Source organism: Pseudomonas sp. Leaf434 (assembly GCF_001425545.1).
GTDB classification, from domain to species: Bacteria; Pseudomonadota; Gammaproteobacteria; order Pseudomonadales; family Pseudomonadaceae; genus Aquipseudomonas; species Aquipseudomonas siliginis.
This window is the reverse complement of sequence record NZ_LMQZ01000007.1, coordinates 504,395-527,998: the sequence shown is the minus strand read 5'-3', so window position 1 is coordinate 527,998 and position 23,604 is coordinate 504,395. Positions and strand designations below refer to the sequence as shown.

Here is a 23,604-nt window from a genome sequence, read left to right as displayed (position 1 = left end):
GCCGTTGCGGCGGCCCACGCCTGTTCATTCATTTCACTTACAACTCGTCGCGCAAGCGCACGGTTCCGGGTGTCGGGGTCTGCTGACGACGGCTTCGCCAGGTAGTGTTCATGCGGCCGGTCTGGCGCCAGTAATAACCGCCGATCAGCACCCGAAACTCACCCAGCGCCATAAGCCGCGAAAGAAACTCTCCAGGGCTCAGCCGGCTGATCCAGCGTCCGCCCTCGAAAGTGGCTGAGCGGGTCAGCAACAGATCTCTTTCCGCCCTTGAATACACAGGTGTGTACTTGAGCAGCACATCGTGCGGCGTTGAATAGTAGTAGTGCAGGATATGCAGGCCTTTTTCCGTGGGTGCATGGGTGTGCGCATGCACCAGCGAAGGCGCAGCGTAATTGGCATAGACCTGATCCACGTCCGCCGCCAGCGTGGTGTTGCCCGAGACATGCAATTGATGGGTGGCCATCACCGAGTAACCCTCGGGATAACGCGGCGCCGGATCGCGCCAACTGACAGCCGGATCCGCGACGGTACGCAGTATGCGCAACAGCGGATTGTCCTCGTTGGCCAAATACACGATCGGCTCAAGCGGAACGAAGCGACGGCTGGACGGGTTCGCCAGAATCGCACTCTCATAACCGGTGCCTATTACCGCCTGGCCGGCTACCCGTCCATGAACATGGCAGGCGGCATCATCGGGATGATGAAAGACAGGTCCCAGCGCTGGCGCCGGATGCTCGCGCCAGCGTTGCTCACTGGACACCTCGGTCAGCCGTGGCTGCCAGTGTTCATCCACCTGACCATGCCGCGACCAGTATTCACTCGTTTCAATTACCTCAAGTCGGCCGGCATGAGCCATCCGTTGGACATAGTCGACAAATCTGAACGTACCGCTGGCAATGCCCCGCTCATCGACCGCCGCTTCCACCTTCGACACAAAGGCATTGGGGCGCAGTTGCACTTGCCCGAACTCATCGTAGAAAGTGCCGGGCTCGAATGCATGCAGTTGCAATTTCAACAACGCGCCATCGGCGCAGGAGAAGTAGATCGGCCGGTACCCCTGGGGCGTGTTGGCCCATGCGCAGGCTGCCTGGACATCGTTGGGCAGCAGAAAAAAGTGCCGCATATCGTCCGGCCGCGCGCCCAGAGGTGGCAGGGCTGCTCGCAAATAAATGGCGCTCAGACTGAAACCTGACGGCAGCTTGCCCTGTTCGAAAACCCGATCCAGCGCCAACCCCGAACGCTGCACCGCAACTGGCAGAGTGGACACCAACAGGTCTTCAGGGCCGTTCAAAACGTAGCCGAAGGTCTGCGTATCTCTGCTCGAGGAGAATTGATGAGCGTACCGCACGGCAGCGTCTGCCTGGATGAACAGCGGGCTGCCGACCGGGCGGCTCAACGCCTTATCATAATCGGCGGCCGGCAACAGATCCCCGGAGTATGGTGCCCACTGGATAATCTGGCGCGGTTGCCCCCAGATCGCGCTTGCGGCGACCACCCACAGACGTCCGGCCCTGGCCAGATCGTTCACCCATTCGACGGGTTTCAATTGCCGATCGCGCAAGCGCTGTCTTATCGCTTTTGCATCGACGACGGACAGCCGCTCGCCCTGATCAAGCAGCTGCGAAAGCATTTCGGCTTGCGGCCGATAGCCAATCACCGCGCCATCCGGACAGAACAGGTACTCATCCCGTGGGGCGGGTGTATAGCGAACCAGCGAACCGTCCGCCGCCACCCGGTATTCCTCTTTGATGCCGCGTTTGTTGAACGCCGACTCCAGCACCTCGACCGAAAACACGTTCTGGTACACCTGCTTTTGCACAGGCGCCAAGACCAACGACACCTCTTGGGCGACGCGCGAGCGGTACCGCGCCACGATGCGACAACCCGCAGGAAACAATCCGGCGGCGCGACTTTCCTCAGGGCAGATATCGGTGAAATCGAAATCCTCATGGCTGACTTCAACAGGCACTGTGGCAACGTAGCGCTTGTCGACCGTCTCCAGAATCAGCCCGCCATGCACTCGGTCGGTCACCAGAGGCACGAGTGTCCTGGCGTGGACGGCCGCGTCGTCAGCTGTCTGAAAAACCGGACCGAGCCTGCGCCGTTCGAGATTTGCGTACGGTTGCCAGGTGACATTGATCTGCCCCGTCCGGTCCCAGCACAGACCGGTGCGCATGACGGAGAGCTCGCCGCTGCTGGCGACCTCATGGATAAAGTCGGTCGGTAGACGGTTGCCAGCGGCCAGATCGCTTTTGATCTGTTCAAGCGTGCGCTGGGACGAGGCGTCATGAAATAGTTTGCTGGACTTGCTCCACACATATTTGAGCAAAGCACCATCGCGCACGGCGATATAAAGCGCTGCGGGAGCGTCCGACACCATGACCGGGCGCCGGCCGCCGTAATACATCGAGGCTGTCAGGTGGTCCGGCGAGATGAAGTAATGCGCCAGCCAGTCATCCGGACTTTTCGTCGGATCACCGGCACGTTGCGATGCGTAGAAATTGCCGTGCAGTTCGAAGCCCTCGGGCAACGCATGCCAGGGCTCTGAGGGCAGGTCGGCGAAAACCGAATCGAGCCTGAACAGATTTTTGCCTTGATCACTGACGGGCACCAGCTCGGTAGCCACATACTCTGGCCGGCTCTTGTGCCTGAGAATGAAGCCGAAGTACGCGCGCGTTTCGCCCTGTGGACGAAAGTCCCCCATGCATCGATCCCGTGCTGCCTCATCCGCCGAGGGAAAAATCGCGCCGAATGCCACACCTTCCAGGCGCTTCCAGGGCAACGGCAACGTCAGCGGCGGCAACGGTATTTGCGGCTGCGGGAGTGGCGTGGGTTTGGGCAGGATCGGCTTGTCTCTGTCCGGCTGGGGATACAGAAGCGGCGGCAGTTGCACCACCGGCAACTGCGGCACGGGCAAAGGCGCGGGCGTGGTGCGCAGCGACCAGGTAGCCGGCACCCGCCCGCGATAGCCCCACAGTTCATTATCGATCAGAACCGTTAAACGTCCGGCCGCTGCCTGTTCACGTATGAAGTCCTGCGGGCGTTTACGGCCGCTGTCCAGTTCCAGCGCCAGGGCGCCCGGATGCTGGCGCGTGCCCAGGCGCCGAGCCAATTCCGTGGAGCCCGCAGATCCGATGACCTCATACCTGACGAGACTGTCCGGCGCCGCGCTGACATACAAGGCAATCTCGTCGAGCAGGACTTGCCTGACCTCCGCCACACTCAACATCTGCAAGCTCACAGCCGCTTCCTGATACGCCCAGCCAAAAAGCTCCGTATCCACCGGCAACAGTTGTGACAGCGCCTTGTGTGAGACGTAACGGGCGTGCAGCGCATGGTCGTCGGGAAAGACCGGACGCCCATGATTGTCCATCGGATAAAGCCTGCCCTGACTGAGCGTGTCGATATCTCCCGGCAACGGTTCGGTCACCACGAAACGCTTGTCGCTGCGCTGAAAAACATACCCGGCGTACGGTTTGTCACGGCGCAGGCCGGCGAGTTCATGGGCATGACGAGCGGCATCATCGGCGCACAGAAAAGCGTCGCTCAATCGCGGCCAGGGGAAGTTCGCGAAGGGTTGCCATTGCAGATCCACCGGCCCCAGATGCGCCCACAGCGCACTGCCGCGCACGACCTCCAGGGTCCCGGCCAGTACCAGCATCGAGACAAATGCGCGGGTATCCAGTGTGCCGGCCAACAGCCTTGCCTGCACTCCATTGTCACCGACCGTGCCGTCCGACTGCGTAACGCTCAGTGCCGCTTCGATCGAATCGCCGCTGAAGCGGTACTTCAACATCGCATGATCCTGCGCCCGCATGTACAGCGACAACGCATGTCCCGCTTTCGCCAGATGTTTGCTGCGGGCATTCGCTTCGATAGCGACGGCGATCTCCCGGGGCGTGAAGAAGTTCTCGTAGAGCCACGGCTGAGCGGGTGGAAACTGCGCAGGGTCGGGCCGCGAGGCGAAGTAGAAACCCTTCAGCAAATAACCCCTCGGCAGCTGCAATTGCCCTTGGGCATCAACCGGAAATATTCGCTCAGGATCCCATGCAGCCAGTCCGGCCGGGCGCGCATGGGTGGCGACATACTCCTCGCCAATCAATTTTTTCAATATCAGGCCCGTCGTCTGTGCGCCTCTGGATTTCAAGGCGGCAAGCACGGCGCGTTCGGCATTGACGCATACCCGGGTCATCAGCGGCAGGTCGGTGACCGCACCCTTTGAAAACGACGCGCCGACCTTCCAGTCCGCAGGTACACGCCCCACCGAGTAGCCCCAGTCGGCATTCGAAACAATGACTTTGAGTTCACCCACGGTCGCCAGCCTGTTGATCACCGCCATCACGTCATAGGCCCCCGCCGGATGCCCGGCCGGCCCGCCGGATTGCTGCCAGAGGAAGTAGTCGCGCTCCTCGGGCGAGCCGCTCGAGACGTATTTGAGCAAGCTGCCATCCGGGCCTGAAAGGTAAGCGCTGCGGAAAAAATCCCGCGCCGACACATCGCCAATGAAATCGCCGCCTGAATAGAAGCTCATGAACAGCCTGAGCAGGGTTTCATCCTGACGCCGATTGCCATTGCGGAACTGGTCATGTAGCGGCGGATGGCTGTGTACGCTGGCGATACATCGGTAGCCCAGCGGATGGAGCATGCCGCCAAGGGCATCGGTCTGCACAATCGTGCCGAAGTCGAAGTGGGTGGCTTCACCTGCGATGGGAGAGGTGGCGAGGAATTTCCCGTCCGGTCGCAGCAGGATCACGCTGCCGTACTCTTTGTCCGGGTTGAGTGGAATTCGTGTGTGCACCCAATAGGCGGCGTCTTCTTCAGTCAGAAAAGCCGGGCTCAGTGGGGGCAGCTTGAACGTTGCTGAAGAACTTGCGGTACGACCGGATCGGCCTGAGACATGACTCATAAAAACCTGCGCTGAGAATCGGATGAGCAACTGAGTGTGGCCCGTCGGTTTTCTCGAGCTGTGGTACAGGGTTATCGCTTTTGTATCCGCATCTGAGTGCCAGCGGGCGCCCCAATCTGGCGCAACTCGACGCACCATCGGCCGCCTGCCGTCCCCTCCTGGTGCACGCATTCAGCACGCAAGCGCTCTGGCACGACATTTTCTTGCCTGAACGCGACCGGGCACAGCCTTTGCAAAACACAGCTTCAGTCGTCCGCATCTGCCAACCAGAAAAAATCGAATGTTCATGGAGATCGCACAATGAAGCGTCGCAGTTTGATCAAGGCTTTCACACTCACGGCATCCATTGCCGCGATGGGCATGACCTGGACTGTCCAGGCCGCCGAGACCATCAAGGTCGGGATTCTGCATTCGTTGTCCGGGACCATGGCGATCTCCGAAACATCGCTCAAGGACATGGCGCTGATGACCATCGACGAGATCAACGCCAAGGGCGGTGTGAACGGCAAGATGCTCGAGCCGGTGGTGGTCGACCCCGCTTCCAACTGGCCGCTGTTCGCTGAAAAGGGCCGACAGCTGCTGACCCAGGACAAGGTCGCGGTGGTGTTCGGTTGCTGGACGTCGGTGTCGCGCAAATCGGTACTGCCGGTGTTCGAAGAGCTCAACGGTCTGCTGTTCTACCCGGTGCAGTACGAAGGCGAAGAGATGTCGCCGAACGTCTTCTACACCGGCGCCGCGCCGAACCAGCAAGCGATCCCCGCCGTTGAATACCTGATGAGCGAAGAAGGCGGCAGCGCCAAGCGCTACTTCCTGCTCGGCACCGACTACGTCTACCCGCGCACCACCAACAAGATCCTGCGCGCGTTCCTGCATTCCAAAGGCGTGGCCGACAAAGACATCGAAGAGGTCTACACGCCGTTCGGTCACAGCGATTACCAGACCATCGTTGCCAACATCAAAAAATTCTCCGCCGGCGGCAAGACTGCCGTCATTTCCACCGTCAACGGCGACTCCAACGTGCCGTTCTATAAAGAGCTGGCCAACCAGGGCCTGAAAGCCACCGACGTACCGGTGGTGGCGTTCTCGGTCGGCGAAGAAGAACTGCGCGGCATCGACACCAAACCGCTGGTGGGCAACCTCGCGGCGTGGAACTACTTCGAGTCGGTGGAAAATCCTGCGAACAAGAAATTCGTCGCGGACTGGAAAGCCTATGCGAAGAAACACAATCTGCCTGGCGCCGATAAAGCCGTGACCAACGACCCGATGGAAGCCACCTACGTCGGCATCCACATGTGGGCGCAGGCGGTCGAGAAAGCCAAATCCACTGACGTCGACAAGGTTCGTGAAGCACTGGCCGGGCAGACCTTTGCTGCGCCGTCCGGTTACACGTTGACCATGGACAAAACCAATCACCACCTGCACAAGCCCGTGATGATCGGCGAAATCCAGAGCGACGGGCAGTTCAACGTCGTGTGGCAGACCGAAGGCCCGATCCGCGCGCAACCATGGAGCCCGTTCATTCAGGGCAACGACAAGAAGCCGGATTATGCGGTGAAGAGCAACTGAGGCGAATTCAGTTTTTGAGGCGAGCATGAGACTTCCCCCTCACCCCAGCCCTCTCCCTCAGGGAGAGGGGGAAAGGGAGCCGATCTTCATGCTCTTCAGACCCTGAGTTCGACTCGAGTTCGCAGGTCGCAGCACATCGTCCAGACACCTCGGTCAGTCCCCTCTCCCTCCGGGAGAGGGTTAGGGTGAGGGGGCGGTTGAACAGGACACCACTAATGCCCACTGCCATACACCGCGTACTTCTCGCCATAGCACTGTTGCTGCCACTCCTGGCCCACGCCGGCGACGCCGAAGACTTTGTCGCGGCTAACCCGATGCAACAGGCCAAACTGCTGGAAGCCTGGGCCGCGCAGCCCGATCCGGCGCGTATCGAATTGCTCAACGCCCTGCAACAAGGCGAACTGACGATCGACGGCCAAGCGAAAACCCTGCGCCTGAACAATCGCCTGCGGGGTCTGATCGACACCGCAATGGCCAGCCATCAATTGCTCGCCGCTGACAGCAAGATCCGTCTGGGCGCCGCGCAGCAATTGCAGAAAAGCGCGAAACCCGCGCAGCTGAAATTTCTCGACCGGCAACTCGCTGGGGAAAAAGATCAAAGCGTGCATGCCGCCTTGAGCCTGGCGCTGGCCAATCTGCAACTGGTCGACAGCGACCCGGCGGTGCGCCTCGCGGCGGTACGTCTGCTCGGTGAAACCGGCGACCCGCTGGCACGCACACGCCTCGAAGGCCTGCTCGAGCCCGGGGTGGAAAGCGATGCCGGCGTGCGCACCGCCGCCGAAACCAGCCTCGCTCAGGTCAAGCGCAAGCTGCTGATCGGCGAAGTGCTCGGCCAGGCCTTCAGCGGCATGTCGCTGGGCTCGATTCTGCTGCTCGCGGCCCTCGGCCTGGCGATCACCTTCGGCCTGCTCGGGGTGATCAACATGGCGCACGGCGAGATGCTGATGCTCGGCGCCTACTCGACCTACGTGGTGCAGTTGATGTTCCAGCGTTACGCGCCGCAAGCCATCGAGTTTTATCCGCTGATCGCGCTGCCGGTAGCGTTTTTCGTCACCGCCGCCATCGGCATGGCCCTGGAGCGCACAGTCATCCGCCACCTTTACGGTCGGCCACTGGAAACCCTGCTCGCGACCTGGGGCATCAGCCTGATGCTGATCCAGCTCGTACGGTTGGTGTTCGGCGCGCAGAACGTAGAAGTAGCAAATCCGGCATGGCTGTCCGGCGGCATTCAAGTGCTGCCCAATCTGGTGCTGCCGTACAACCGCATCGTCATCATCGCTTTCGCATTGTTCGTGGTGGTGCTGACCTGGCTGCTGCTGAACAAGACCCGCCTCGGCCTCAACGTGCGCGCCGTCACTCAGAACCGCAACATGGCCGCCTGCTGCGGCGTGCCGACCGGGCGCGTCGACATGCTCGCCTTCGGCCTCGGTTCGGGCATCGCCGGCTTGGGCGGCGTGGCGCTGAGCCAGATCGGCAACGTCGGTCCCGACCTTGGCCAGAGCTACATCATCGACTCGTTTCTGGTGGTGGTGCTCGGCGGCGTCGGCCAACTGGCCGGTAGCGTGCTCGCGGCGTTTGGCCTGGGCATCGCCAACAAGATTCTCGAACCGCAGATCGGTGCGGTGCTCGGCAAGATCCTGATCCTCGCGCTGATCATTCTGTTCATTCAGAAACGTCCGCAAGGCCTCTTCGCACTGAAAGGACGGGTGATCGACTGATGAACCAGCCTCTGTTAGTCACGGCCACACAAAAGGCCGGGCCGAAAGTCACGCTCGCGGTCGGCGGGGTGATCCTCGCGCTGCTGATCGTTCTGCCGCTGCTCTCATTGTTGTCGCCAGACAATGCCCTGCACGTCTCGGCCTACACGCTGACCCTGGTCGGCAAAATCCTCTGCTACGCCATCGTCGCCCTGGCGCTGGATCTGGTCTGGGGCTATGCCGGCCTGCTGTCGCTGGGCCACGGTCTGTTCTTCGCCCTCGGCGGGTACGCGATGGGCATGTACCTGATGCGGCAGGCGGCCGGCGATGGCTTGCCAGCGTTCATGACTTTCCTGTCGTGGAGCGAATTGCCGTGGTACTGGACCGGCACCAGCAGCTTCCTCTGGGCCATGTGTCTGGTGGTGCTGGCGCCGGGGTTGCTGGCGCTGGTGTTCGGCTTCTTCGCCTTCCGTTCGCGGATCAAGGGCGTGTATTTCTCGATCATGACCCAGGCCCTGACCTTCGCCGGCATGCTTCTGTTTTTCCGCAACGAGACCGGGTTTGGCGGCAACAACGGTTTCACCAATTTCCGCACGATTCTCGGTTTCGGCATCACCGAACCGGGCACCCGCGCGGTGCTGTTTCTGGCCACGGTGTTGTTGCTGGTGGCGAGCCTGTTCATCGGCTGGCGCCTGGCGCAAAGCAAGTTCGGTCGGGTGCTGACGGCGTTGCGTGATGCGGAAAACCGTTTGATGTTCTGCGGCTACGACCCGCGCGGTTTCAAGCTGTTCGTCTGGGTGCTGAGTGCGGTGCTGTGCGGTCTCGCCGGAGCGCTGTACGTGCCACAAGTGGGCATCATCAACCCCAGCGAAATGTCGCCGACCAACTCGATCGAAGCGGCGGTGTGGGTCGCCCTTGGCGGGCGCGGCACGCTGATCGGGCCGCTGCTCGGCGCCGGCGTGGTCAACGGCATGAAGAGCTGGTTCACCGTGGCCTTCCCGGAATACTGGCTGTTCTTCCTCGGCGCGCTGTTCATCGTCGTGACGTTGTACCTGCCCAAGGGCGTGATCGGTTTGCTGAAGAAACGAGGTGAACAATGAGAGTCACAGCGAGTGCTGAATTCATGCTGGAACCTGCGTTCTTTCCCGTGGAACCGAACAAGGACGAAGGCACCAGCCGCGACTCGATCGGCCTCGGCCAGCGCGTCGGCCCCGGCCTCGATACGCGTCACGGCACGATCCTGACTTTGGAAGACATCAGCGTCAGCTTCGACGGCTTCCGTGCGCTGAACAATCTCAACCTGTACATCGGCGTCGGCGAACTGCGCTGCATCATCGGCCCCAACGGCGCGGGCAAGACCACGCTGATGGACGTGATCACCGGCAAGACTCGGCCGAGTCACGGCAAAGCCTGGTTCGGCGAAACGCTGGACCTGACGCAGATGAGCGAAGTGCAGATTGCCCAGTCCGGCATCGGCCGCAAATTCCAGAAGCCGACGGTGTTCGAAGCCTTGAGCGTGTTTGAAAACCTGGAGCTGGCGCAGAAGACCGACAAGTCGGTGTGGGCCAGTTTGCGTGCGCGCCTGAGTGGCGAGCAGAAGGATCGCATCAGCGAAGTGCTTGAGACGATTCGCCTGACCACCTCGGTCAATCGCCAGGCCGGCCTACTGTCCCACGGCCAGAAGCAGTTTCTCGAGATCGGCATGTTGCTGATGCAGGACCCACAACTGCTCCTGCTCGACGAACCGGTGGCGGGCATGACCGACGCCGAAACCGAGTTCACCGCTGAGCTGTTCAAATCGCTGGCGGGCAAGCATTCGTTGATGGTGGTCGAGCACGACATGGGTTTCGTCGGCTCGATTGCCGACCACGTCACGGTGCTGCATCAGGGCAGCGTGCTGGCCGAGGGCTCGCTTGAGCAAGTGCAGGAAAACGAGCGGGTGATCGAGGTCTACCTCGGCCGATGAATCGGCCAGCTGCAAGCGACAAGCTTCAAGCAGCAAGTAAAAGCAAAGTCATAAACAGCACTGCTCTTGCTTGCAGCTTGCGGCTTGAAGCCCAACTAACGGAGTTCCGATGCTACAAGTCCAACAACTTCATCAGTACTACGGCGGTAGCCACATCCTGCGCGGCCTGAGCTTTGACGTGAAAGTCGGCGAAGTCACGTGCCTGCTCGGCCGTAACGGCGTGGGCAAGACCACCCTGCTCAAATGCCTGATGGGCCTGCTGCCGGCCAAGGAAGGTGCGGTCAACTGGGAAGGCAAACCGATCACCACGTTCAAACCGCACCAGCGTGTGCATGCCGGTATCGCCTACGTGCCGCAGGGCCGTGAGATCTTCGGGCGTCTGACGGTGGAAGAGAATCTGTTGATGGGCCTGTCGCGTTTTCCCGGCAGCGAAGCCAAAGAAGTCCCGGGTTTCATCTACGAATTGTTCCCGGTGCTGCTACAAATGAAGCAGCGCCGTGGCGGTGATCTGTCCGGCGGTCAGCAACAGCAACTGGCAATCGGCCGGGCGCTGGCCAGCCGCCCGCGCCTGCTGATTCTCGATGAGCCCACCGAAGGCATTCAACCGTCGGTGATCAAGGAAATCGGCGCGGTGATCAAGCAGCTCGCGGCGCGCGGTGACATGGCGATTCTGCTGGTCGAGCAGTTCTACGATTTCGCCGCCGAACTGGCCGATCAATACCTGGTGATGTCGCGGGGCGAGATCGTCCAGCAGGGTCGCGGTGAAAATATGGAGGCCGAAGGTGTACGCGGGCTGGTCACGATCTAACGCGCCGGTCTAATCTGTAGCTTCCTAACGATAATCACAAATCATGAATTCACTTGCCTCACCTGCCCTGTTTACCCCGAGCTGGCACGCCGAGCTGGAACTGGCTTACGCGCGCTTCGGCGATTGCACGCGCCCGGTCATGCGCCGTCACCTCGGCCCGCTGCGCGTGCAAAAGCATCTGTACGCCGAAGGCCCCGAGGTCTGCCAGCACATCATCGTCCATCCACCGGGCGGAATTGCCGGTGGTGATCGGCTCGATATGAGCGCGCGCGTCGAACACAACGCCTGGGCGCAAATCACCAGCCCCGGCGCCGCCAAGTGGTATCGCGCGGGCGGGCCGGCTTATCAGCAGCTCGACTTGCAAGTCGCTGCCGGCGCGACCCTGGAATGGCTGCCGCAGGAAACCATCGTCTACAGCGCCGCGCAGGCCGATTTGAGCACAACGATCGAGCTTGAAGGCGATGCGCGGCTGTTCTACTGGGACGTGGTGGCGCTCGGTCGGCCGGCCAGCGGCGAGCGTTTTGACCTCGGGCATTTTCAGGCGCACCTGGACATCCGCCGCGACGGTCAGTTGCTCTGGCATGAACGGCAGCGCATTGTCGGTGCGGACGGTTTACTCGATTCGCCGATCGGCCTGGACGGGCAACCGGTGTTTGCGACGATGCTGGTGACCGGTGAGATAGATGCCGAGTTGCTGGAGCGTTGCCGCTCGCTGGGGCATGAGGTACGTGGGGATTTGACCCAGTTGCCGGGGTTGCTGGTGGCGCGGTGCCTGGCCGGTGAAGCGTTACTCGCGCGCGCCTGGCTGATTGATTTGTGGCGATTGCTAAGGCCTGCGCTGCTGGGCCGCGAGGCTTTGCCCCCCCGAATCTGGAACACCTGAAATGCATTCCAACTGTGGGAGCGAGCCTGCTCGCGAAAGCGTCATGTCAGCCACCCCATACGCTGAATATGAAACCGTATTCGCGAGCAGGCTCGCTCCCACAGGGGATGTGCGCAATCAGATAATTTTTCAATCTGCCCTGATGGAACCCGAACCATGGACCTGACCCCACGCGAAAAAGACAAGCTGCTGATCTTCACCGCCGGCCTCGTCGCCGAGCGGCGGCTGGCCCGTGGCGTGAAACTCAACTACCCGGAAGCCATGGCCTACATCTCCGCCGCGCTGCTGGAGGGTGCCCGCGACGGCCAGACCGTGGCCGAGCTGATGCATTACGGCACCACCCTGCTCAGCCGCGAACAAGTGATGGAAGGCATCCCGGAAATGATCCCGGAAATCCAGGTCGAGGCGACGTTCCCCGACGGCACCAAACTGGTCACCGTTCACCAGCCGATCGTCTGAGGCCGCGCCATGACTTACAGCATTCGCGATGCGAGCCGGGCCGACCTGCCGGCGATCCGCGACATCTACAACGACGCCGTGCTCAACACCACGGCGATCTGGAACGAACAAGCGGTCGACCTCGGCAATCGCCAGGCATGGTTCGACGCGCGTCAGTTGCAGGCGTACCCGATTCTGGTGATCGTCGACCGTGAAAACGCAGTGCTGGGTTACGCCTCGTTCGGCGACTGGCGGCCGTTCGACGGTTTCCGCCACACCGTCGAGCACTCGGTGTACGTGCGCAGCGATCAACGCGGCAACGGCCTCGGCCCGCAACTGATGACGGCGCTGATCGAACGCGCCCGCACTTGCGGCAAACACGTCATGGTCGCCGCCATCGAAAGCGGCAACGCTGCCTCGATCCGCCTGCACCAGCGCGCCGGTTTCAGCATCACCGGGCAGATGCCGCAAGTGGGCACCAAGTTCGGCCGCTGGCTCGATCTGACCTTCATGCAGTTGAACCTCAATCCCGGCGCACAGCCGCCGGGTGACCACAAGGAGTGATGTCGATGAACGCCGCCCAGTTGCGCCGCGTCAACGCTGAGAGCTTTGCCCACTATCGCCAGGGCCTGATCGATCTGCTGCTCGACGCCGTCGGTTACGGCGCCAGCGTCGGTTTTATGGCCGACCTCGATGCCGCGCAGGCGCGCGCGTATTTCGATGAGGTGCAGGACAACATCAACAAGGGCAGCACGCTGCTCTGGGTGGTGGTGAAGGACGAGCAGGTGCTGGCCAGCGTGCAACTGGGCCTGTGCCAGAAGGCCAATGGTCTGAACCGCGCAGAAGTGCAGAAACTGCTGGTGCGCGAACACGCGCGTCGGCGCGGTCTCGGTCAGCAACTGATGCAGGCGCTGGAACTCGAAGCGCCCAAGCACAAGCGCGGCATGCTCTATCTCGACACCGAGGCCGGCTCGCCGGCAGAAGATTTCTACAAGGCGCTGGGCTACGTGCGCGCCGGCGAAATTCCCGATTACGCCTGCGATCCCAACGGCAGCTATCGCCCGACCGCTCTCTATTACAAAGTCCTGCAAGGAGCCCAGCGATGATTCCTGGCCAATACCAGATTCAGCCCGGCGACATCGAACTCAACGTCGGCCGCCGCACCGTGAGCCTGAAAGTCGCCAACAGCGGTGACCGGCCGATCCAGGTCGGTTCGCACTTTCACTTTTTCGAAACCAACGACGCGCTGACCTTCGATCGCGCCGCCAGTCGCGGCATGCGCCTGAACATCCCCGCCGGCACCGCCGTGCGCTTCGAGCCTGGCCAGAGCCGTGAGGTCGAGCTGGTCGATTACGCCGGGCATCGCCGGGTGTTCGGCTTTGCCGGCCGCATCATGGGTGATCTCTAAACAACACGGTGCCCGCTCTGGCCCCTTCGCGAGCAGGCTCGCTCCCACATGAGAACGCGATCAAATGTGGGAGCGAGCCTGCTCGCGAAAGCGAGTAATGCGAGCGATTTCAGACCCAATTGAATCTCAAGGCATGCCCATGAAAATCTCCAGACAAGCCTACGCCGACATGTTCGGCCCCACCGTCGGCGACAAGGTGCGCCTGGCCGATACCGAGCTGTGGATCGAAGTCGAGAAGGACTTCACCACCTACGGCGAGGAAGTGAAGTTCGGTGGCGGCAAAGTCATCCGCGACGGCCAGGGCCAGAGCCAATTGCTCGCCGCCGAAGTGGTCGACACGCTGATCACCAACGCGCTGATCATCGACCACTGGGGCATCGTCAAGGCCGACGTCGGCCTCAAGGACGGGCGCATCGCCGCGATCGGCAAGGCCGGCAACCCCGACGTGCAGCCCAATGTGACCATCGCCATCGGCGCCGGCACCGAAGTGATTGCCGGCGAAGGCATGATCCTCACCGCTGGCGGCATCGACACGCATATCCACTTCATCTGCCCGCAGCAGATCGAAGAAGCGCTGATGAGCGGCGTCACCACCATGATCGGCGGCGGCACCGGGCCGGCCACCGGCACCAACGCCACCACCTGCACCTCCGGCCCGTGGCATCTGGCGCGCATGCTCCAGGCCGCCGATGCCTTCCCGATGAACATCGGTCTGACCGGTAAGGGCAACGCCAGCCTGCCGGAGCCGTTGATCGAACAGGTCAAGGCCGGCGCCATCGGCCTCAAGCTGCACGAAGACTGGGGCACCACCCCGGCGAGCATCGACAACTGCCTCAACGTCGCCGACCAGTACGATGTGCAGGTGGCGATCCACACCGACACCCTCAACGAATCCGGTTTCGTCGAAACCACCCTCGGCGCGTTCAAGGGCCGCACCATCCACACCTATCACACCGAAGGTGCCGGTGGCGGCCACGCGCCGGACATCATCAAGGCCTGCGGTTTCCCCAACGTGCTGCCGAGTTCGACCAACCCGACCCGGCCGTTCACCCGCAACACCATCGACGAACACCTCGACATGCTGATGGTCTGCCACCACCTCGACCCGAGCATTGCCGAAGACGTCGCCTTCGCCGAAAGCCGGATCCGCCGCGAAACCATAGCCGCCGAAGACATCCTCCACGACCTCGGCGCGTTCTCGATGATCAGCTCCGACAGTCAGGCCATGGGCCGCGTCGGCGAAGTCATCACGCGCACCTGGCAGACCGCCGACAAGATGAAAAAACAGCGCGGCCCGCTGCCACAGGACGGCGCAGGCAACGATAACTTCCGCGCCAAACGCTACATCGCCAAGTACACCATCAACCCGGCGATTACCCACGGCATCAGCCATGAAGTCGGCTCGATCGAAGTCGGCAAGTGGGCCGATCTGGTGCTCTGGCGTCCAGCGTTCTTTGGTGTCAAGCCGACGCTGATTCTCAAGGGCGGCGCGATTGCCGCCAGCCTGATGGGCGACGCCAACGCTTCGATTCCAACACCGCAACCGGTGCATTACCGCCCGATGTTCGCCAGCTACGGCGGCTCGCTGCACGCCACCAGCCTGACCTTTATCAGCCAGGCGGCGCAGGAGGCCGGATTGCCAGAAGCCTTGGGATTGAAGAAGCAGATCGCTGTGGTGAAGGGCTGCCGCGACGTGCAGAAAACCGACCTGATCCACAATGACTATCTGCCGAACATCGACGTCGATCCGCAGACCTATCAGGTCAAGGCCGATGGCGTGTTGCTGTGGTGCGAACCGGCGGAAACGCTGCCGATGGCGCAGCGCTATTTTCTGTTCTGATGAAGGCGTGCGCTGAATACGGACGCGCAGGTCCGTATTCAGTCGCGATCGCTCAGGCAATCACGGGAACAGTTTCGCGATGTCCGCATCGCTGTAGTTGTAATCGATGCGTAACTCGGTTCCCGCCGGAATGTCTTCAGTAGCGAAGATGGCGTTGAGAATGAAGTCGCGGGTGACCAGTTCCTTGCCTATCCACTGTTGCGCTTCGACATCGAACGGTACGAACTCGACGTTGTAACCCTCCGTAGCCTGACGAACCGGCTTGCCCGTGGCGTCATACCAAAAGCGCGTGTTGATCCGGGAAATAATCGTGTCACCGACCAGCGCGAATTCGTAGGGGATCAAATATCCAGGTCCCGGCTGATAACGGACGCCGACCTTCATGGTGTATGACTGCTGGGGCAGCGGCACAAGACGTCCCGGCATGATCGCGCCAGCATAGACACCGACCACCTCGCCTCGGGTGATGCGCCGGTTGGCGACCACCATTGACTGGCCGACCAGGGCCTGCTCTCCGGGCACCGTCATGTCGGCCTCGGTGAACAATCGCCATTGCAGCTTTTCTTCATACAACCGCGCGACATGCTCGTAGGCGCCAAACTTGATGTAAGGCTTGATCTGCTCGGAGGTATAACGGCTGCCGTCTTCGAAACGCGCCAGGGTCTGGAGCTTCTTTATCCTGACAGGCCGGCCGGCCATGTCCCGGAATGGGTATTTGCCGTTATTGGCACGGTCGTAGACCCCGGGCCGATTGGCAAGGAACGAAAACCGCGTTTCGCTGCGCATCGCACGCAATTCGTCAGCGGTGAAGGGTTTGACGGGCATCGACTCGGATGCCAGATAGAAGTGTTCCTGCGCCGCACCGACATCGTCGGACAGCTCTTCAACGGCAGACTCGTAGTCTTCATCGCTCTGGCGCGCCACCCTGCGGCTTTTGCCCGGGACAGCGGCAGCGTCCGGCGACGCGCTGGACTCTTCAAGCGCGTACCAGTGCTTGTTCAACGGATCGTAGGCAAGCACAGGGCCGGACGGCTGCAGCTCGCTGGACAATCTGGCCCGATGCAGACCGGTCTCGGCATCGACGCCGATCAGCACCGTACCACCACCCTGCAGGTCCGCGTATTGGCGTCCTTTGAATACGCGAAACCCGTCAATGTCCGCTTGCGGTAGAGGGGCTGTCGAGGCAATCAGGTAACGCTCCAGAGCCGAGGTTTTAAGCTTCGGGACGGGACCAGATGTAGACGGCGTCGGGTCGACGTGCACGCTGTGCGGGGCAACTGCAGTTTCCATTTGCTGCGTGCTATTGCCGGGTTCGCTGGTATCGGGCGGGGTCTTGCGAATGAACGGACCGGGGGTCAGGTGCGGTGATTCGATACCGTGCGTGGCGGAATCCCGGGATGTGCGCCCAGGGGTGGTGATATCGACTGCGCCCGGCTTGGGCGGCTTGGGTCTGACTGGCATTGACAGGCTTCCTTGCAAAGATTGCGCAGCGCTGGCCGGCCTGGCTGGCGCTACGACCGTCGGCATCCATTGCCAACATGTGCCCGGAAAACTATCAGACCATCCTGCCGGTTCATACCGGGTGAAACACTCGCAAACACTAACCCGGCACAAGCGGGCCGACTCGCGATGAGGCCGGATCAGACCTCATCGCCTCAAACAACTTATTCGACCACCAACCGCCCCAACCGCTGGCGCAACATGCGGTTCTCGGCGCGCAACTGCTTCACCTCATCCAGCAGATCCAGCGCCAGCGCCACGCCTTCCCACTCCAGTTCCAGATCACGGCGCAGCTTCGCCGCACGCTTGGCCAAGGCCAATTCGTAGTCGGTGAAACGCCATTCCCGGGGCTGCGCGCCCTGAGGTTCGAGGATGCCGTGCTCGACGATTTCGATCACGTAGACGTCCGACAAGTCGGCCGCCTCACAGAATTCTGCCAGGTCCAGTTGAACGATCAGGGGGCTGCTCATGATGGGCTACTCCGTCGTCGGGTTCAGAAGTTCTCTCGCGGATTGAATGCGGCTTTCTTCGCCAGTTCCTGCCACAGCGCCTTGACCTCATCGTCGGAGGCTTTGGGCATCACGGCCTTGAGCTGCACGAACAGATAACCGCGTTCGCCGGCCTTGTTCAGCAGGCCATGGCCCTTGGCGCGCATGCGCTGGCCGTTCTGGCTGCCGGCCGGGACCTTGAGGTTGATCTTGCCGGTCAGGGTCGGCACGGCCACTTCAGTGCCCAATGCCAATTCCCACGGAGCCAGGGGCAAGGTGATGATCAGGTTCTCGCCTTCGACATCGAATTTCGGGTGCGGCGCAAAACGAATGGTCAGGTACAGATCGCCATTCGCCCCGCCACCGATGCCCGGTGCGCCCTGGCCCTTCAGGCGAATCCGCTCGCCGTCGGTCACGCCGGCCGGAATCTTCACGTTCAGGCTCTTGGTGGTGTTACTGACGTGTTGGCCGTGCGCGTTGTATTGCGGCACCTGAAAGGTGACTTTTTTCGATTCGTTCGACAGGGTTTCTTCGAGGAAGACCGGCAGTTCCATTTCCACGTCTTGCCCTCGGCGTCCGCGTGATTGGCGGCTCTCGGCGCCACCGAAACCGGGGCCGCGATTGCCGAAGATCGAACTGAAGAAATCCGAGAAGTCGCCTGTGTCGCCACCGCCGCCACCGAAGCCGCCACGGCTCTGCCAGCCCGGTGGGCCCTGGAACGGCTGACCGTGCTGGCCATAACGGCGCAGTTCGTCATATTCGGCGCGCTTGTCGGCACTTTTCAGTGCTTCATAGGCTTCCGAGGCGTCCTTGAACTTGGCCTCGGCGTCTTTTTCCTTGCTGACATCGGGGTGGTATTTGCGCGCCAGCTTGCGATAGGCCGCCTTGATGGCCTTGTCGTCGGCTGTCGGCTCCACGCCGAGTATCTTGTAATAGTCTTTGAAGTCCATGGAAGGATCACCATCCGTTATCGATTTCGCGCCGAGACCAGCATGCGCCGATTGGCACGTGCCGGGTTGACCGATCTCAAGTTTGTGACCGGGTGGCGCCGCAGAAGTTTATCGGCAGTGGACGGCGGTTCTTGCGACCGCCGGTGTGTCTGCCGGCCCATGCCAGCAAGTTTGGGGCGATGCGGTGGTTTTCAACTGTCAGGTGGCGAAATAGCGGATGACCGGCCTTCGAATCTGCCGCGCACTGACATACACTGCGCGGCCGTTTTTTTGACCGGAAACCGAAAGACATGAAAGACGCCTCTCCAGCCCGTGCCTGCGGCATCGACTTCGGCACGTCCAACTCCACCGTCGGCTGGCTGCGCCCCGGCATGGACACCATGATCGCGCTGGAAGACGACAAGATCACCCTGCCGTCGGTGGTCTTCTTCAACATCGAGGAACGTCGCCCGGTCTACGGTCGCCTGGCCCTGCACGAGTATCTGGAAGGCTACGAAGGCCGGCTGATGCGCTCGTTGAAAAGCCTGCTCGGCTCCAAGCTGATCAAACACGATACCAGCGTCCTCGGCACGGCGATGCCGTTCAAGGACCTGCTCGGGCTGTTCATCGGCCAGCTCAAGAGCCGCGCCGAAACCGCCGCCGGTCGGGAATTCGAGCAAGTGGTGCTGGGCCGTCCGGTGTTCTTCGTCGACGACGATCCGCTCGCCGACCAGGAGGCCGAAGACACGCTGGTCGAAGTGGCGCGCAAAATCGGTTTCAAGGACGTGTCGTTCCAGTACGAACCGATCGCGGCAGCGTTCGACTACGAGTCGACCATCGAGAAAGAAGAGCTGGTACTGATCGTCGACATCGGCGGTGGTACCTCCGACTTCTCGCTGGTGCGCCTGTCGCCCGAGCGTCGTGGTCTCGACAACCGTCACGATGACATCCTCGCCACCGGCGGCGTGCACATCGGCGGGACCGACTTCGACAAACAGCTGAGTCTGCAAGGCCTGATGCCGCTGTTCGGCTACGGCAGCCGGATGAAGAGCGGCGCGTACATGCCAACCAGCCACCACATGAACCTGGCGACCTGGCACACGATCAACTCGGTGTACTCGCAGAAGTCCACGCTGGCGCTGGGCAGCATGCGCTACGACATCGAAGACACCGGCGGTATTGATCGCCTGTTCAAGCTGATCGAACAGCGCGCCGGGCACTGGCTGGCGATGGAAGTGGAAGAAACCAAGATCCAGCTGACCCACGCCGACAGCCGCCATGTGCCGCTGGACCGCATCGAAGCCGGGCTGAGCGTCGAGCTGAGCCGCGCGTTGTTCGAATCGGCGATCGAGGCTTTGCTGGAGCGTGTGCGCGGCAGCGTTACGCAGTTGTTGAATGACGCTGGCGTGGCGGTCGATCAGGTCGACACGGTGTTCTTCACTGGAGGTTCGAGCGGCATCCCGGCCCTGCGCAACAGCGTCTCGGCAATGCTGCCGAACGCCCGGCATGTCGAAGGCAACATCTTTGGCAGCATTGGTAGCGGTTTGGCGATTGAAGCGATGAAGCGTTACGGTTCGATGGCCTGATCACAATCTGTGGCGAAGAGCCTTCGTGGCGAGGGGATTTATCCTGTGGCGAGGGGATTTATCCCCGTTGGGCCGCGAAGCGGCCCCGCTCCTGAGCTTGAAAGCAGGGGCCTGCTGCGCAGGCCAACGGGGATAAATCCCCTCGCCACAGATGCATTCAATTTAGTTGCCTGGCCTTAGACCATCCCGCCCAGCTTCAACTCACTCTTCAGATACGCGTAATAAATCGGCCCTGCCACCACCCCCGGCAAACCGAACGCGGCTTCGAACACCAGCATCGCCAGAAGCAACTCCCACGACTTGGCACTGATCTGCCCGCCAACGATGCGCGCGTTGAGAAAGTATTCGAGCTTGTGGATAACGATCAGGTAGCCCAGCGCGGCGATCGCCACCCAGATCGACAGCGACAGGCCGACGATGGTGATCAGCGTGTTCGACATCAGGTTGCCGATCACCGGCAGCAGGCCGAGCAGGAAGGTCAGCACGATCAGGGTTTTGGTCAGCGGCAGCTTGATGCCGAACATCGGCAGGATCACCGCGAGGAAGATCCCGGTGAACACGGTGTTGAGCAGGGAAATCTTGATCTGCGCGAAGACGATATTACGAAACGCCTGCACCAGCAGATGCAAACGGTCGAACAAAGCGGCGGCCAACGGCTTGCGCTTGGTCACGTCGGGGATGCGCTGCAGGGCGATGATCGCGCCGAGCACCATGCCGATCAGCAGGGTGACGAACATGTGCGCAGCGTCCTTGCCGACCAGTTGCAGGTCGGCCAGATGCTTGCTCGCCCACTCGCCGATCGCCACGCGAAATTCCGCCGCACTCGCCGGCAGGTAGGCATCGATGAACGGCGGCAACTGCCCGCGCGCGCGATCGACCACACCCATGAATTTATCGAGCGAGGCGCCGGGGTTTTCCGCTTCATGCAGGAGGAAACTGATGGCGCCAGCGAAGATCAGCGCCAGCGCACTTACTACCAGCGTGCCGAGCAGCGCCACCGCCAACCAGCGCGCACGCCGCCCTTCGATCAGCCGTTGCAGTTGCGGGGTGAGCATGTTGACCAGCTCGAACACCAGCAACCCGGCCAGCAGGCTCGGCAACAGGCGCAGCGGCAGCACCAACAGCAAACCGCCAAAAATGATGATGCAACTGACCCAGAACACAACATGACGCTGAGAAAACGTTGGCATACAGCCTCAAAACGAACGGCGTGAAAGGATGGGCAGTCTGCCAGCGATCCGGGGTTAGCACTAGGGATATGCGGGGCATGGGAATGGCGGTGCATTCAGCGACGCTTTCGCGAGCAGGCTCGCTCCCACAGGGGAAGCATTTCAAATGTGGGAGCGAGCCTGCTCGCGAAGAGGCCGGCAAGCTCACCACATTATTTACCGTTTCACTTTTTCTTCAGACACTCACTCATGAACGCCTTGCGCGCATCGCCGGTCAGCGCCTTGGTTTTCGCATCGGCATTGCAGGTGGTCATCTTCTGCTGCTGCGGGGTCAGCTCCTTGCCATCGTTGGCCGCTGGTGCCGCTTTCAGGCAGGTGCTCATGAACGCCTTGCGCTCGTCGCCCTTCAGGCTTTTGGCGGTCGCATCGGCATTGCAGGTGGTCATCTTGTTCTGTTGCGCCGTGGCGGCGAAACCCTGGGAACACACAAGCAGCCCGATCATCAACAACGGCACACGCAACATCTTCATGGAGTTTTCTCCTTGTTGCCGCACCGATGGATGCGGCCTCTGTCGCAGTGTAGTCAAAGCTTGTTACACCTTCCTGCCCTCGAGGTGGCTGCGCCGATACTGCTCCGGCGTGCACCCGGCCTGGCGGGCGAACATGGCGATGAAAGCCGAGCCGCTGCTGTAGCCGAGGTCGAAAGCGATTTCCTGCACCGAACGCGAGGTTTCCAGCGCCTCGATCGCCGCCAGATAACGCAAGCGCTGACGCCACTCGCCAAAGCTCATGCCCAGCTCGCGGACAAACTGCCTGGCCAAGGTGCGCTCGCTGACATGCACCTGCGCGGCCCAATGCGCCAACGGTTGGTTGTCGCCCGGCGCGGCCTGCAAGGCGTCGAGAATCGTCAGCAAGCCGGGGCTGCTCGCGTACGGCAGATAACATTCCTGCACCGGTGCCTGTTGCAGTTGATCGACCAATACCTGGGCCAGACGCTGATCGGCCTCATGCTCCGGAATCTTCACATCGCGGGCGGCGAAGTCCTTGAGAATCGCCTTGAGAATGTCACTGATCGCCAAGGTGCAGGCCCGCGCCGGCAACCGTGTGCAAACACTTGGATCAAGACACACCGCGCGATAGTTGACCGGCTGATGGCTGTAGAAACTGTGCTCGACCTCGGGCGGCACCCACACCGCGTACTGCGGCGGCGACATGAAGCGGCTGCCGTCGACATCCATGTGCAACACGCCATGGGCGGCATACTCGAGCGTGCCCCACGGATGGCGATGCGGCGCGGCATATTCGTGGGCATTGAAATCGGCGTAGCGGAAATACACCGCTGACGGCAGTTCGCTGAAATCGAGCAGATCGATGTGTTTGCTGTTCATGCTGTCCGGATGCAGAGGCAGGTTGTCTGGATCGCAGTATAGGCCTGCATCCAGACAGGCGATAATCGCGTTTCATCAACGTTCTGGTTTTGTCCCATGCAATACGCGTTTCCCCTGCTGGCGATTTTCATCTGGGCCGGCAACACCGTGATCAACAAACTGGCGGTCGGCGCGATCTTCCCGGCCGAGATCGGTTTCTATCGCTGGCTGCTCGCCGGCGTGCTGTTCACGCCATTCATGCTGAAGAAAGTCATCGCCCACTGGCCGCAGATTCGGCCGAACCTGGGGCGGATTTTCATCCTCGGCGTACTCGGCATGGCGGTGTATCAGAGCCTCGCCTATTTCGCTGCAACACTGACCACCGCGACCAACATGGGCATCATCCTATCGTTGATGCCATTGATGTCGCTGGCCATGGCGATCATCAGCCTCGGCCAGCGCCTGACGGCTGGTGCGCTGGTCGGTGCGGTGCTGTCGTTCGCTGGCGTGCTGGTGGTGGTGTCATCCGGCAGCCTCGGTGCGCTGCTGCAACACGGGGTCAATGTGGGCGATGCGATGATGCTGATCGCCACGCTGGCCTACGCGGTTTACAGCACGCTGCTGAAAAAGTGGCAACTGCGCCTGCCGCCGCTGGTGCTGCTGTACTTGCAGGTGCTGGTGGCGATTGTGGTGTTGTTTCCGTTGTTCGCTGTTTCGCCGAAGACCGGTTTGAATCTGCAGAACGTGCCGCTAGTGCTCTATGCATGCCTGCTGGCTTCGATGGTCGCGCCGCTGGCGTGGATGCAAGCGGTGCAGCGGCTGGGACCGAGCCGGACGACGTTGTTCTTCAATCTGCTGCCGCTGATTACCGCGCTGATTGCAGCAGTGGTGCTGAAGGAACAGTTGGCGATGTATCACCTGGTGGGCGGTTTGCTGACCTTGGGTGGGGTGGTTTTGTCGGAGCGCTGGACCACCGTTTTGGGCCGCCGGGTCAGCGTTGCCTGATAAGGCCCCTTCGCGAGCAGGCTCGCTCCCACATTGAAATGCAGACAC

Annotated in this window: 20 protein-coding genes; 13 read left to right on the top strand and 7 right to left on the bottom strand. The window is 61.5% G+C overall.

What is annotated here, in order from left to right; genetic code table 11:
• Positions 1-37: 37 nt before the first annotated feature.
• Positions 38-4,906 (bottom strand): DUF4329 domain-containing protein, encoded by a 4,869-nt coding sequence (locus ASG55_RS14380; protein WP_162245416.1) that lies wholly within the window; start codon positions 4,904-4,906, stop codon positions 38-40.
• A 300-nt stretch (positions 4,907-5,206) separates the two neighbouring features.
• On the opposite strand from ASG55_RS14380, the gene urtA reads away from it, so the two are divergent.
• From urtA to ureC, 11 genes are all read left to right on the top strand, one after another.
• Positions 5,207-6,472, top strand: coding sequence for an urea ABC transporter substrate-binding protein (gene urtA / locus ASG55_RS14375; protein ID WP_056787644.1), 1,266 nt, complete (start codon positions 5,207-5,209; stop codon positions 6,470-6,472).
• 215 nt (positions 6,473-6,687) lie between these two features.
• Positions 6,688-8,190: an urea ABC transporter permease subunit UrtB gene (gene urtB, locus ASG55_RS14370; protein ID WP_056787641.1), complete on the top strand. Its 1,503-nt coding sequence runs from the start codon at positions 6,688-6,690 to the stop codon at positions 8,188-8,190.
• The gene (gene urtC, locus ASG55_RS14365; RefSeq protein WP_056787639.1) at positions 8,190-9,269 is read left to right on the top strand and encodes an urea ABC transporter permease subunit UrtC; all 1,080 of its coding nucleotides are present in this window, start codon (positions 8,190-8,192) and stop codon (positions 9,267-9,269) included. The genes urtB and urtC overlap by 1 nt, the downstream gene beginning before the upstream one ends.
• Complete coding sequence (gene urtD, locus ASG55_RS14360; RefSeq protein ID WP_016771888.1) at positions 9,266-10,135, top strand: urea ABC transporter ATP-binding protein UrtD; 870 nt, start codon at positions 9,266-9,268, stop codon at positions 10,133-10,135. The genes urtC and urtD overlap by 4 nt, the downstream gene beginning before the upstream one ends.
• A gap of 109 nt (positions 10,136-10,244) precedes the next feature.
• On the top strand, positions 10,245-10,943 hold the full coding sequence (urtE, locus tag ASG55_RS14355; protein WP_056787636.1) for an urea ABC transporter ATP-binding subunit UrtE: 699 nt from the start codon (positions 10,245-10,247) through the stop codon (positions 10,941-10,943).
• A gap of 43 nt (positions 10,944-10,986) precedes the next feature.
• Positions 10,987-11,826: an urease accessory protein UreD gene (locus ASG55_RS14350; protein ID WP_056787633.1), complete on the top strand. Its 840-nt coding sequence runs from the start codon at positions 10,987-10,989 to the stop codon at positions 11,824-11,826.
• A 156-nt stretch (positions 11,827-11,982) separates the two neighbouring features.
• Positions 11,983-12,285, top strand: a complete 303-nt coding sequence (ureA, locus tag ASG55_RS14345; protein ID WP_003221215.1) for an urease subunit gamma — start codon at positions 11,983-11,985, stop codon at positions 12,283-12,285.
• Positions 12,286-12,294: 9 nt separating this feature from the next.
• Positions 12,295-12,828 carry a GNAT family N-acetyltransferase gene (locus ASG55_RS14340; protein WP_056787630.1) on the top strand — a complete coding sequence of 178 codons (534 nt, stop codon included), beginning with the start codon at positions 12,295-12,297 and terminating at the stop codon, positions 12,826-12,828.
• 5 nt (positions 12,829-12,833) lie between these two features.
• A complete protein-coding gene (locus tag ASG55_RS14335) occupies positions 12,834-13,370 on the top strand; it encodes a GNAT family N-acetyltransferase (RefSeq protein ID WP_056787627.1) in 537 nt (178 codons plus the stop codon).
• Positions 13,367-13,672 (top strand): urease subunit beta, encoded by a 306-nt coding sequence (locus ASG55_RS14330; RefSeq protein WP_024011400.1) that lies wholly within the window; start codon positions 13,367-13,369, stop codon positions 13,670-13,672. The genes ASG55_RS14335 and ASG55_RS14330 overlap by 4 nt, the downstream gene beginning before the upstream one ends.
• Before the next feature lie 139 nt (positions 13,673-13,811).
• On the top strand, positions 13,812-15,512 hold the full coding sequence (ureC, locus tag ASG55_RS14325) for an urease subunit alpha (protein WP_056787624.1): 1,701 nt from the start codon (positions 13,812-13,814) through the stop codon (positions 15,510-15,512).
• Positions 15,513-15,572: 60 nt separating this feature from the next.
• Here the strand turns inward: ureC and ASG55_RS14320 are convergent, their stop codons facing one another.
• The 3 genes from ASG55_RS14320 to ASG55_RS14310 all read right to left on the bottom strand — a co-directional run bounded on the left by ASG55_RS14320 (position 15,573) and on the right by ASG55_RS14310 (position 18,450).
• Positions 15,573-16,973, bottom strand: coding sequence for an SET domain-containing protein (locus ASG55_RS14320; protein WP_056787622.1), 1,401 nt, complete (start codon positions 16,971-16,973; stop codon positions 15,573-15,575).
• Positions 16,974-17,176: 203 nt separating this feature from the next.
• Positions 17,177-17,482, bottom strand: a complete 306-nt coding sequence (locus ASG55_RS14315) for a chaperone modulator CbpM (RefSeq protein WP_016771896.1) — start codon at positions 17,480-17,482, stop codon at positions 17,177-17,179.
• Positions 17,483-17,505: 23 nt separating this feature from the next.
• On the bottom strand, positions 17,506-18,450 hold the full coding sequence (locus tag ASG55_RS14310; RefSeq protein ID WP_056787619.1) for a DnaJ C-terminal domain-containing protein: 945 nt from the start codon (positions 18,448-18,450) through the stop codon (positions 17,506-17,508).
• 290 nt (positions 18,451-18,740) lie between these two features.
• Here ASG55_RS14310 and ASG55_RS14305 point away from each other — a divergent pair, with 290 nt between their 5' ends.
• A complete protein-coding gene (locus ASG55_RS14305; protein ID WP_016771898.1) occupies positions 18,741-20,015 on the top strand; it encodes an Hsp70 family protein in 1,275 nt (424 codons plus the stop codon).
• Between the two features lie 176 nt (positions 20,016-20,191).
• Here the strand turns inward: ASG55_RS14305 and ASG55_RS14300 are convergent, their stop codons facing one another.
• The 3 genes from ASG55_RS14300 to ASG55_RS14290 form a co-directional block, all read right to left on the bottom strand.
• Positions 20,192-21,205 carry an AI-2E family transporter gene (locus ASG55_RS14300; protein WP_016771899.1) on the bottom strand — a complete coding sequence of 338 codons (1,014 nt, stop codon included), beginning with the start codon at positions 21,203-21,205 and terminating at the stop codon, positions 20,192-20,194.
• Positions 21,206-21,408: 203 nt separating this feature from the next.
• Positions 21,409-21,714, bottom strand: a complete 306-nt coding sequence (locus ASG55_RS14295; protein WP_016771900.1) for a PsiF family protein — start codon at positions 21,712-21,714, stop codon at positions 21,409-21,411.
• Between the two features lie 63 nt (positions 21,715-21,777).
• Positions 21,778-22,572: an AraC family transcriptional regulator gene (locus ASG55_RS14290; RefSeq protein WP_016771901.1), complete on the bottom strand. Its 795-nt coding sequence runs from the start codon at positions 22,570-22,572 to the stop codon at positions 21,778-21,780.
• Positions 22,573-22,668: 96 nt separating this feature from the next.
• On the opposite strand from ASG55_RS14290, the gene ASG55_RS14285 reads away from it, so the two are divergent.
• Positions 22,669-23,556 carry a DMT family transporter gene (locus ASG55_RS14285; protein WP_056787616.1) on the top strand — a complete coding sequence of 296 codons (888 nt, stop codon included), beginning with the start codon at positions 22,669-22,671 and terminating at the stop codon, positions 23,554-23,556.
• The last annotated feature ends 48 nt before the right edge of the window (positions 23,557-23,604 follow it).